At 31.6% G+C, this 11,101-nt stretch carries 12 protein-coding genes; 5 read left to right on the top strand and 7 right to left on the bottom strand.

Going from position 1 to position 11,101, the window contains the following annotated elements; translation table 11 throughout:
• Positions 1-434: 434 nt before the first annotated feature.
• The 5 genes from HMPREF2658_RS13055 to HMPREF2658_RS13035 all read right to left on the bottom strand — a co-directional run bounded on the left by HMPREF2658_RS13055 (position 435) and on the right by HMPREF2658_RS13035 (position 4,776).
• On the bottom strand, positions 435-989 hold the full coding sequence (locus tag HMPREF2658_RS13055; RefSeq protein ID WP_000132896.1) for an RBBP9/YdeN family alpha/beta hydrolase: 555 nt from the start codon (positions 987-989) through the stop codon (positions 435-437).
• 269 nt (positions 990-1,258) lie between these two features.
• Positions 1,259-2,659: a protoporphyrinogen oxidase gene (gene hemY, locus HMPREF2658_RS13050; protein WP_000167531.1), complete on the bottom strand. Its 1,401-nt coding sequence runs from the start codon at positions 2,657-2,659 to the stop codon at positions 1,259-1,261.
• 23 nt (positions 2,660-2,682) lie between these two features.
• Positions 2,683-3,606, bottom strand: a complete 924-nt coding sequence (gene hemH, locus HMPREF2658_RS13045; protein WP_000162875.1) for a ferrochelatase — start codon at positions 3,604-3,606, stop codon at positions 2,683-2,685.
• A 56-nt stretch (positions 3,607-3,662) separates the two neighbouring features.
• The gene (hemE, locus tag HMPREF2658_RS13040; RefSeq protein WP_000233540.1) at positions 3,663-4,700 is read right to left on the bottom strand and encodes a uroporphyrinogen decarboxylase; all 1,038 of its coding nucleotides are present in this window, start codon (positions 4,698-4,700) and stop codon (positions 3,663-3,665) included.
• Positions 4,690-4,776, bottom strand: a complete 87-nt coding sequence (locus tag HMPREF2658_RS13035) for a hypothetical protein (RefSeq protein WP_031875110.1) — start codon at positions 4,774-4,776, stop codon at positions 4,690-4,692. The genes hemE and HMPREF2658_RS13035 overlap by 11 nt, the downstream gene beginning before the upstream one ends.
• Before the next feature lie 185 nt (positions 4,777-4,961).
• Between HMPREF2658_RS13035 and traP the strand changes: the two genes are divergently transcribed.
• Positions 4,962-5,465, top strand: a complete 504-nt coding sequence (traP, locus tag HMPREF2658_RS13030; protein ID WP_000737983.1) for a signal transduction protein TRAP — start codon at positions 4,962-4,964, stop codon at positions 5,463-5,465.
• Between the two features lie 124 nt (positions 5,466-5,589).
• On the opposite strand, the gene HMPREF2658_RS13025 is transcribed toward traP, so the two are convergent.
• Both HMPREF2658_RS13025 and HMPREF2658_RS13020 read right to left on the bottom strand, forming a co-directional pair.
• Positions 5,590-6,813 (bottom strand): ABC transporter permease EcsB, encoded by a 1,224-nt coding sequence (locus HMPREF2658_RS13025; protein WP_001245753.1) that lies wholly within the window; start codon positions 6,811-6,813, stop codon positions 5,590-5,592.
• A complete protein-coding gene (locus tag HMPREF2658_RS13020) occupies positions 6,806-7,546 on the bottom strand; it encodes an ABC transporter ATP-binding protein EcsA (RefSeq protein ID WP_000216874.1) in 741 nt (246 codons plus the stop codon). The genes HMPREF2658_RS13025 and HMPREF2658_RS13020 overlap by 8 nt, the downstream gene beginning before the upstream one ends.
• 133 nt (positions 7,547-7,679) lie before the next feature.
• Between HMPREF2658_RS13020 and HMPREF2658_RS13015 the strand changes: the two genes are divergently transcribed.
• The 4 genes from HMPREF2658_RS13015 to HMPREF2658_RS13000 all read left to right on the top strand — a co-directional run bounded on the left by HMPREF2658_RS13015 (position 7,680) and on the right by HMPREF2658_RS13000 (position 11,065).
• Complete coding sequence (locus tag HMPREF2658_RS13015) at positions 7,680-8,102, top strand: HIT family protein (RefSeq protein WP_000004985.1); 423 nt, start codon at positions 7,680-7,682, stop codon at positions 8,100-8,102.
• Positions 8,103-8,243: 141 nt separating this feature from the next.
• The gene (locus HMPREF2658_RS13010) at positions 8,244-8,609 is read left to right on the top strand and encodes a YtxH domain-containing protein (protein ID WP_000648118.1); all 366 of its coding nucleotides are present in this window, start codon (positions 8,244-8,246) and stop codon (positions 8,607-8,609) included.
• Positions 8,610-9,340: 731 nt separating this feature from the next.
• Complete coding sequence (locus HMPREF2658_RS13005) at positions 9,341-9,898, top strand: DUF3267 domain-containing protein (RefSeq protein WP_000477957.1); 558 nt, start codon at positions 9,341-9,343, stop codon at positions 9,896-9,898.
• A gap of 204 nt (positions 9,899-10,102) precedes the next feature.
• The gene (locus tag HMPREF2658_RS13000) at positions 10,103-11,065 is read left to right on the top strand and encodes a peptidylprolyl isomerase PrsA (protein WP_070854458.1); all 963 of its coding nucleotides are present in this window, start codon (positions 10,103-10,105) and stop codon (positions 11,063-11,065) included.
• Positions 11,066-11,101: the final 36 nt, after the last annotated feature.

Below are 11,101 nucleotides of genomic sequence, written 5' to 3'. Positions count from 1 at the left end.
AGCCCGACGAGCTACCGAACTGCTCCATCCCGCGCTAATATTATTTTGAATTACCTAGTTAATATACCATATTTAAAAACCTAAAGTCAAGAACTTTTTGAATTTAATTTAAATATTATTTCTTAAATAATTACTTAAATATCGTAGCAACATGTTCTCTGTTGAACACAAATATTAGTATATTCATTTTTGTAGTGTACGTCAACGACATTTTGAAAGTTTTTTGTGTAAAAAAACGCTTCTTCTTCCCTTTTATCATATAAGTGTCTAATAGTTGTCATAATTACTCATGAACTATTGAAAAAGATGTAGGAATCATAAATTTTATAATGCCTACACCTCTAACCTATTAAAATATAATTATAATCTTTTTCACTAAAGTGCTATGCTTCGTACTGACACACATAACACAATACATAGCAACCAAACATTACCTATCGTGTCATATAATCTTGCATTCGATCTTGCAACGCTGTAAATGTTTCAAAGCCATCTTCTTCTAAGAAGTGCCCTCCATCTTCCACGATTCGCAAGTTCCCCTCTAATGCATTCATTAACCGTTGTGTCTCTTTATATGAAACGTATTTATCATTTTTAGAACTCAATCCATAAAAATGATCGACTTTCTTCTTAATGTTATCGTAGTCAATTGTCACATTACTTAAGTCGATATCTAAATCAATCTTTTCAGCATCTTCTTTAAAACCTGCAATACTAAAAAAGCCTTCTATCGGCTGATCAATCATTTCAATATATTTTAAAGCTGTAATTGAACCTAAACCATGCGTTACAAAATATGTATCTTTCTTTCGAACGTTAATTTGTTTCGTCATAGCCTCAATCCACTGATCCACTGTCTTCGTTTCAGGTGATTCAAAATTAAATAATGTTACATGGTACCCTTCTAAAGTCAAATTATGTTTTAGCCACTGATACCAGTGATTTCTACTATTTCCATGCATAGAATGTACAATGATTACATCTGTCATCACATTCTCTCCTTTTTCAACTTACTATTTCTTTCTCATTTTAAAAATTGAATACTCATCTATAATTGTAAAATAAAAGCACCTTAAATAGAAATGTTTATATCTCAAAGTGACATTTCATATTAAAGTGCTTTGTCATCTTTTCTATCAAATTTAGAAACCAATATTACTATGCGTATATATTCTTTATAACAATTCCAATATTATCGAATTTCCATCCATTAAAAAATATAAAAGATACTTCACTGGCGCCCCAGTCCACAATTAACTTACAACTCTGCGATTACTTCTTCAGCAGCAACTTTACCTTGTGTAATACAATCAGGTAGTCCAACCGCTTCAAAAGATGCACCAGTTACTCTAAGTCGTGGATATGTTTGTTTAATATGTGCTTGAATCTGCCTAATTTGTTGAATGTGACCAACATGGTACTGTGGCATACTTTTCGGCAAACGATTGACAATTGTAAATTCAGGATCACCTTTAAATGTCATCATTTGACTTAAATCTCTACGTACAATCGATACTAATTCATTATCTGTATGATCATCAACCACAGTATCACCTGGTTTACCTACATACGCACGAATCAATGCTTTACCTTCCGGTGTAGTAAATGGCCATTTTTTCGATGTCCAAGTACATGCGGTAATGTCTGTATCACTCGTTCTCGCAATCACGAAGCCAGTACCATCATAAGTGTTTTCAATGTCTTTTTCATCAAATGCCAATACAACAGTTGCAACAGTCGTACTATCCATCGTTTTAAAGTAATCAAATGCTGGATCTTGCCCGAACCAATTCAAAAAGACTTGATGAGGTGTTGTCACTAATATTCCATCGAATACATCTTCTAGTTGATTACTGTATACAATTTTATATTGCTTTTGAGATGTAATAATATCATCCACTGACGTATTGTAGCGTATTGTCACACCTTTATTTTTCACATCTTGTTCTAATGCTTCAATAAATGAACTTAAACCATGCTTAAATTGTTTGAATTGTCCTTTTGGTGCGCCAGGATATAATTGTCTTTGTTTCAGACGCTTATTTTTCTCATCCTTCATACCTTTTATCAGACTTCCGAATGCCTCTTCCTTTTCTTTAAAATTAGGAAACGTACTCATCAAACTTAATTTATCAATATCCGTACCATAAATACCACCCATTAAAGGCTCAATTAAATTCTCAAGTACCTCATTACCTAATCTTGCTCTGAAAAATGCACCAACAGAAATGTCACCATCCCGCATTTGAGTAGGTTTTTTAAGTAAATCTAACCCTGCTCTTAACTTTCCAAGTGGTGAAATTAATTTAGTTGTCACAAACGGTTTGATATCTGTCGGAATTCCCATAATTGATCCACCTGGAATAGGATACAATTTGTTTTTCGCAAAAATATAAGATTGTCCAGTCTTATTTGTAACAATATCTTGTTCTAATCCAATATCTTTCGCTAATTCTGTCATGATCGTTTTTCTACCTAAATAAGATTCAGGCCCTAGTTCAATCATATAACCATCTTTACGATACGATTGAATCTTTCCCCCCGGACGATTCGATGCTTCAAAGATGGTTACATCAATATTAGGATCTTGCTGTTTTAAAAAATATGCACTTGATAAACCTGTTATCCCCGCTCCTATAATAGCCACTGATTTAGTCACAACGTTTCACGCTTCTTTCGTCATTAAAATATAGACTTGATTTCATCAACAATTGCACCGATAAATAATGGATGTGTATTCGGCATTTTTGGACGATAATAATTCGCGCCAATATCATCGCAAACAACTTTACATTCATAATCATTGTCATAAAGCACCTCTAAATGCTCACATACAAAACCTACTGGCGTATATATAAAGTTTTTATACTGATGTTTTTCATATAAATCACGTGTTAAATCTTGTACATCTGGCCCTAACCAAGGTGTACCTGTATTACCTTCAGATTGCCAACCAATCGCGATATGTTCAATATTAGATTGTTCTTTAATTAAAAGCGCAGTATGTTCTAGTTCTTGTGGATATGGATCATTATTCTTTTCGATTAATCCTTTTGGCAAACTATGTGCCGAAACAACTAATACCGTGTCTTTATGTTCCTCTTCCGGTATTTGAGCTAATGTTTCGTTGACTTTATTCGTCCAATATTCAATAAATTTAGGTTGTTCATAATAATGTTTCACATGTGTAAGTTGAATACCATATTTTGCAGCTTCTTCATCAGCACGTTTGTCATATGATCCTACTGAAAATGAAGAATAATGTGGTGCTAGTACTACAGTGATTGCTTCAGTAATACCATCTTTGTGCATTTGTTCAACCGCATCTTCGATAAATGGCGAAATATGTTTTAATCCTAAGTATAGTTTAAATTCAACATCTGCATATGCTTTATTTAATGCTGAAACTAGCGCATCAGCCTGGTCATCTGTTGTACCTGCTAATGGTGATAAACCACCTATAAATTCATATCTATCTTTCAAATCTTGAAGTTCTTCTTCAGATGGACGTTTACCATGTCTAATATCTGTATAATATGGCTCTATGTCACTTTCTTTATAAGGTGTGCCATAAGCCATAACTAATAATCCCATTTTTTTAGTCATTGATAATACCTTCCTTTAAATGAATTATCTTTCATGTCTTCAATGTAATACTATGATTATCTTTGTGTATATGTGTGTACGAATTCACTTACTTTACGTAACGTCTCTGGTTGCACTTCTGGGAAAACACCGTGTCCTAAATTAAAGATGTGTTTACCGTTCTCCATACCTTGATCTAATATTGGTTTCAATCTCTCTTCAATGACATTCCATGGTGCTAATAAAATTGATGGATCTAAATTCCCTTGTAATGTTTTAGTAACGCCTAATTGTTGAGCCTGATTAATAGACGTTCTCCAATCTAGACCTAATACATCAATCGGCAAATCATTCCATTCATTGATTAAGTGACTGGCACCTACACCGAATAAAATTACCGGCACATCATGTTTTTCTTTAACCTCACTGATTAATCGAATCATATGCGGTTTAATGTAACGTCTGTAATCCTCGACATTTAATGCACCTACCCATGAATCGAAAATTTGAATCAATTCGGCACCTGCTTCGACTTGAGCTGTTACATATTTAACAGATACATCAACTAAATGATTCATTAAAGCAAACCATGTTGCTTCATCTCTATACATCATCGCTTTTGTAAAATTGTAATTTTTTGATGGTCCGCCTTCAATCATATATGACGCTAATGTAAATGGTGCCCCAGTAAACCCTATTAGCGGTACATTTAACTTTTCTTCTGTTAAAAGTTTAATTGTATCTAATACATATGGTACATCTCGTTCGGGGTCTATTTGAGAAAGTTTCTCAACATCTTGAATTGTTTTGATAGGATTATGAATCACTGGACCAATACCCGATTTAATTTCTACATCGACACCAATTGGCTTTAATGGTGTCATAATATCTTTGTATAAAATTGCTGCATCTGTATGATAATTATCAACTGGTAAATGTGTTACATAAGCGCACAACTCCGGCTGATGTGTAATATCGAATAGTGAATATTTTTCTTTCAATTTTCGATATTCTGGTTGCGAACGGCCAGCTTGTCGCATAAACCAAACAGGTGTATGTGTCGTTTCTTCACCTTTAATCATTTTCAAAATTGTATTGTTTTTATTATGCACCATAAAGGCCTCCTAAATTAAAATCATTCTTATCTATATTATCATATCGCTCATTCGTTCGTATTTTCAATAAATAAATGTCATAAAACTGACATTAAATTACACATCATTTGTTTGTGTATTTAAATTTTAAAATCTTGATGGATTATCTCCACATCTTTTTGTCTTGCATGATTTATTATAGTAACTTTAACCGTATATTAATAGTGGTAATGACTAGTTTATCGTCGTATAATAAATAAAAACATAAGGGGGACCTTTCATATGAAGAAATTATATACATCTTATGGCACATATGGATTTTTAAATCAGATAAAAATCAATAATCCATCTCATCATTTATTCCAATTTTCAACTGCTGATTCATCGGTGATTTTTGAAGAGACTGAAGAAAATACTGTACTGAAATCACCTTCAATATATGAAGTTATTAAAGAAATAGGCGCATTCAATGAAGATCATTTTTATTGCGCAATTTTTATTCCGTCAACTGAAGACCATGTTTATCAACTTGAAAAGAAATTAATCAGTGTTGATGACAATTTCAAAAACTTTGGTGGCTTTAAAAGTTATCGATTGCTGAGACCTGTTAAAGGTACAACATACAAAATTTACTTTGGCTTTGCTGATCGACAAACTTATGAAGACTTTAAAAATTCTGATGCTTTTAAAGATCATTTTTCAAAAGAAGCATTAAGTCATTACTTTGGTTCAAGCGGACAACATTCAAGTTATTTTGAAAGATATTTATACCCAATAAAAGAATAGATTCGAAGAAAACTTCCATTGGTTATGCTGTTAACGTATAGATGCTAATGTAATGTTGAACGCCGTTTCATTTGGCGTTCAACATTACATGCACCTTTGCAACATACATGCCAATGGAAGTTTTTTAATCTCGTAATAATGTTTCCTGATATTTTAACTTTTTAATTATACTTCTAATCGTTAATAAACCTACAATATAGAAAATGAGTACAACATAGAATAACGTCATATGTTTTATAATAAATGTCACTGCAAACACGGTACAAATAACAAACATTAATCTATATAAAAACTGTTCATACCCTTTGATTACCTTCTCTTCAGGTACGGGCCATACTTGAGGCCATAAGCCATATGCTTGCTGTGAATAAAATTGTGCCATTTGTAACAATATAATATATACAAATAAACACCCAATAATTGCTGTCACTAATGGATATGATAACCAAACCATAAGTAAAACTGCAATAATTACTAACCTAAAGATAATATTAAATGCGTCTCTCCCTCTTATAAAGCTTCTAATAAATAAGAATAAATACATCGCATTAGAGTTAAATTTATTACCCTTTGGAACTGGTAAAAGTATATCTAGATAACTTCTTCTGACTGCAGATTCTTTCAAATGTTTCACATCGGTAAACATATTAACAAATTTATAATAATTCATATGATGTCGATGTTCGATTGCAATCATTTTCTCCCAAGGATACAAAAAGCCAGGTTTATATTTTTTAACTAAAAATTCTATTAACACAGGCAAAGCAACCATCACAAGCGCAATGTACCATTTTGGAGCTAACAGTAAATAATATGTTAGAGCAAAGATGATGAATGATATTAAATTAACTTGCCATGTTTTAAGTCCCGACTGATACCATTGCCATCTTAAGCGTAAACCAACATATGGAAAAATTAATGCACTGACTCCAAAACAAATATAAAATGCCACATTATGTTGATTAATATTGTAAAACAACGGGAACATTATAATAACAATAATGAGTTGGATTAAAATGCGCGCAAAGTAACTATATAAAATCGCATGACGCATAAATTGAGACATGTGTTTTTCAAATGGTAATAAAAAGATTTTATCCGCTTCTTTTAGGAGTGGTCGCATTGGAAAAATGGATGTCAACGCAACAATCACTGCTGCTATTAATGCAAAATTGATATTCGTTGGAATATGTTTTAACCATTCACCATATCCAAAAATAAATGCACCCAGCAAAATAAGTAAAAATACCATGAAATGACCATTAAATATAAACTTATTATAATAATTTTTCTCTTTACGAAGGGCATGTAATCTTTTATTAAATAATGTGGTCGCTTGGTTACGCATGTACATCTCCACCTTGCGTCACATGAATATATATATCGTCTAACGTTTGATTATGTAAGCCAGTTTGTTGTCTCAATGCTTCTAAATCTCCAAATGCAACGACTTCACCTTCGTCTAGTATGATAAAACGATCACAATAACGTTCAGCTGTTGCTAAAATATGTGTACTCATTAGAACGGTTCTACCTTCGTTTTTCTTTTCAACCATTAAATCTAACATGGATTGAATTCCTAATGGATCTAAGCCAAGAAATGGTTCGTCTATAATATACAATTCGGGATTAACGATAAACGCACAAATAATCATGACTTTTTGTTTCATCCCCTTAGAAAAATGACTCGGAAAAACTTTCAATTCATTTTCTAAACGGAATGTCTTTAATAATGGCATTGCTCGATTCATCGCTTCATCACGATCAATATCATATGCCATTGCTGTCATCTCAATGTGTTCCTCTAATGTGAGTTCTTCGTATATAACCGGTGATTCCGGAATATAAGATAACTTTCTTCTATAAGCCTCTATGTCATCATTAATGTTGATATCTGAAATTGATAGAGATCCTTCCATAGGTGTAAGCAATCCTAGCATATGTTTAATCGTTGTACTCTTACCAGCACCATTTAGGCCAATAAGTCCAACAATTTCGCCTTTGTTTAATTCAAAATTTATATCTTTAATTACAGGGCGTTTTCCATATCCACCTGTAAGCTGTTCTACTTTAACTGTCATAAGGCACCTCCATGACATATATTGTACCAAAAATTATAAAATGCTCATATTAAATACACATGTCCTAATATCGAATTTTTAACGACAATGTTATAATGAATGGTAATACAAGTTGAAAAGGAGTGTAGTCATCATGTCAGAAACAATTTTCGGCAAAATTTTAACTGGAGAAATTCCTAGCTTTAAAGTATATGAAGACGATTATGTCTATGCCTTTTTAGATATATCACAAGTTACTAAAGGACATACGTTATTAATTCCTAAAAAAGCTTCTGCTAATATCTTTGAAACTGATGAAGAAACAATGAAACATATCGGTGCAGCATTACCTAAAGTAGCAAATGCTATTAAGCGTGCATTTAATCCTGATGGTTTAAACATTATTCAAAATAATGGTGAGTTTGCAGATCAATCTGTATTTCATATTCATTTCCACTTAATTCCTCGATATGAAAATGATATTGATGGATTTGGTTATAAGTGGGAAACACATGAAGATATTTTAAATAACGATGCAAAACAACAAATTGCTGAACAAATTCAAGCACAATTTTAAATGTATGCTTAATCTAAGCTCGAACGGGTATAATATGATTAATATTATAACAATTGCGTTTGAAGTGATAACATCAAGGTTAGCAATTTTAAACAAAATGAGTTATCAAGATAACAGATGTTAAAAGTGAGGAGAATATAAATGAAAGCATCACGCATTCTATTCGGTATCGGTGTTGGCGTAGCAGCTGGTTTTGTAGTTGCACTCCAAGGACGAGACGACAAAAGTGTCAAGAACAACACGATCGATCGTACTGCCCCTACTGGTTCAAAATCAGAACTACAACGTGAATTTGAAACGATTAAACAAAGTTTTAATGACATTTTAAACTATGGTGTTCAAATTAAAAACGAAAGTGCGGAATTTGGTAGTTCAATCGGTGGCGAAATTAAGTCATTACTTGGAAACTTCAAATCTGACATCAATCCTAATATTGAACGTTTACAGTCACACATCGAAAATTTACAAAATCGTGGCGAGGATATTGGAAACGAAATTTCTAAATAAAACGGTACGCTCTCGATCACAACTATTTTTATTAGTAACAGCATATTTATTTTTTAAATTAAATGCCAAATAAAAGAGATGACATTAGAAATTAGATATTTCTTGTCATCTCTTTTTTAAAACTCAAATGAACTTATTTTTACAAATTACAGGAATACATTGTTTGTAGTGATTTTTGCTTAAATCATATTTATGAATTGATTGAAAACATTGCTTAGGATTCATTGTGTTATCCTTGCACTTTGATTACGCTTTACTTAAATCATTATCGACAAACAACATACTTATATTTTCATTGAGCCGAACCTTATATACACATTACGTATACCTTACTTGCACAAATTATTAATCTGGTGTTTATTATAATTACATATCACTATATTTTTAGCATTTGTATAACTTAGTTGGTCAAAAGATGCTTTTGCATATGCCCTGCCATATCCATTTTTTATATTATTCAAGTTTTCAAATACTCATGTCACACGCGCCTTTTTCACAAGTGATGCTTTATTAGCAACAATATGTGTTCACAGAAATTTGTTCTGCATTCTACTTCTACGCTAGTCAATCAGCCAATTTTACCAATCCCCACTTTCGCGTTTCAAATCAAACAATACGTCGCCTCTTTCTTCATATATAACAATTCTTCTAACATGATATGTTACTATTGAATTACTGAACCTGAGTTAGTTATAATCTAACTTATATTGAAAAGAGATGAGGCGTAAGATATGTTTTTATGTAAAAGACAAATTGATATCAATGCACGATTTGGTTTGCCTAGAATTGCATTTATGAGTGCAGTTGCAACCATCATTATGTTTTTAGTTAGTTATGAAGTAATGTATTTTTTATCTAATACGCCATTATCAGATAGACATTTTCTCATCTTTTTATTACTTGTATTTATGACGTATCCATTACATAAAAGTATACATTTATTATTTTTCTTACCATATAGAAAATCGTTTAAAGTTCATAAGCTAACTAAAAGAAAATGGCTTATATTCTATAATACCTACGTCAATCAACCTGTACACAAATTTTATTTTTGCATTAACTTAATATTGCCGTTAATTATCTTATCTGCAATGTTCGTTTATCTAACAATTTTATTCCCGCAATATGGACATTATTTTATGTTCTTATTGGCATTGAATTTCGGTATTTCCATTACAGATTTATTATATTTAAAAATAATTATATTTTCTAATTATGGTCAATATATAGAAGAACATAGTACAGGTATTAATATTTTGAAAAAAATTAAAAATCCATATCATTTATAACAAAATAATTATAGCAAGGTGTTATTATTTGTTTTTAGGCTATGTAATAGCTTACAATCAAATGTATATAGACCTTGTTTTTTTATTTTCATCAATTTCTACCCCTAAACCTAATGCTCTAGTCTGATGTCATGGGTTATTGATTGGTGATAATATAAAACTATGTTATATTCACGATGATTAACTTACAAAGGAGTTTCAACTATGAAGATGATAAACAAATTAATCGTTCCAGTAACAGCTAGTGCTTTATTATTAGGCGCTTGTGGTGCGAGTGCCACAAACTCTAAAGAAAATACATTAATTTCTTCTAAAGCTGGAGATGTAACAGTTGCAGATACAATGAAAAAAATCGGTAAAGATCAAATTGCAAATGCATCATTTACTGAAATGTTAAATAAAATTTTAGCTGATAAATATAAAAATAAAGTTAATGATAAGAAGATTGATGAACAAATTGAAAAAATGCAAAAGCAATACGGCGGTAAAGATAAATTTGAAAAGGCCCTTCAACAGCAAGGTTTAACAGCCGATAAATATAAAGAAAATTTACGTACTGCTGCTTATCATAAAGAATTACTATCAGATAAAATTAAAATCTCTGATTCTGAAATTAAAGAAGACAGCAAGAAAGCTTCACACATTTTAATTAAAGTTAAATCTAAGAAAAGCGACAAAGAAGGCTTAGATGATAAAGAAGCGAAACAAAAAGCTGAAGAAATTCAAAAAGAAGTTTCAAAAGATCCAAGTAAATTTGGTGAAATCGCTAAAAAAGAATCAATGGATACTGGTTCAGCTAAAAAAGATGGCGAATTAGGTTATGTCCTTAAAGGACAAACTGATAAAGATTTTGAAAAAGCACTATTTAAACTTAAAGATGGTGAAGTATCAGACGTTGTTAAATCAAGCTTTGGATATCATATTATTAAAGCTGATAAACCAACAGACTTTAACAGTGAAAAACAAAGCCTGAAAGAAAAATTAGTCGATCAGAAAGTACAAAAAAATCCAAAATTATTAACTGATGCATACAAAGATCTATTAAAAGAATACGATGTTGACTTTAAAGATCGTGATATTAAATCAGTTGTCGAAGATAAAATCTTAAACCCTGAAAAACTTAAACAAGGTGGCGCACAAGGCGGACAATCCGGCATGAGCCAATAACACAAAACCGAGCGACCGTGGTTCAAAAATCATACC

Source organism: Staphylococcus sp. HMSC062H10, from assembly GCF_001836945.1.
Classification (GTDB): domain Bacteria; phylum Bacillota; class Bacilli; order Staphylococcales; family Staphylococcaceae; genus Staphylococcus; species Staphylococcus aureus.
This window is presented reverse-complemented; position numbering and strand designations above follow the sequence as displayed.

Coding starts and splice junctions, on each gene's coding strand:
- HMPREF2658_RS13000 (WP_070854458.1), top strand. CDS start 10,103: ATGAAGATGATAAACAAATTAATCGTTCCAGTAACAGCTAGTGCTTTA.
- HMPREF2658_RS13020 (WP_000216874.1), bottom strand. CDS start 7,546: ATGACAGTTAAAGTAGAACAGCTTACAGGTGGATATGGAAAACGCCCT.
- hemE (WP_000233540.1), bottom strand. CDS start 4,700: ATGGTGCATAATAAAAACAATACAATTTTGAAAATGATTAAAGGTGAA.
- traP (WP_000737983.1), top strand. CDS start 4,962: ATGAAGAAATTATATACATCTTATGGCACATATGGATTTTTAAATCAG.
- HMPREF2658_RS13015 (WP_000004985.1), top strand. CDS start 7,680: ATGTCAGAAACAATTTTCGGCAAAATTTTAACTGGAGAAATTCCTAGC.
- hemH (WP_000162875.1), bottom strand. CDS start 3,606: ATGACTAAAAAAATGGGATTATTAGTTATGGCTTATGGCACACCTTAT.
- HMPREF2658_RS13010 (WP_000648118.1), top strand. CDS start 8,244: ATGAAAGCATCACGCATTCTATTCGGTATCGGTGTTGGCGTAGCAGCT.
- HMPREF2658_RS13025 (WP_001245753.1), bottom strand. CDS start 6,813: ATGCGTAACCAAGCGACCACATTATTTAATAAAAGATTACATGCCCTT.
- HMPREF2658_RS13005 (WP_000477957.1), top strand. CDS start 9,341: ATGTTTTTATGTAAAAGACAAATTGATATCAATGCACGATTTGGTTTG.
- HMPREF2658_RS13055 (WP_000132896.1), bottom strand. CDS start 989: ATGACAGATGTAATCATTGTACATTCTATGCATGGAAATAGTAGAAAT.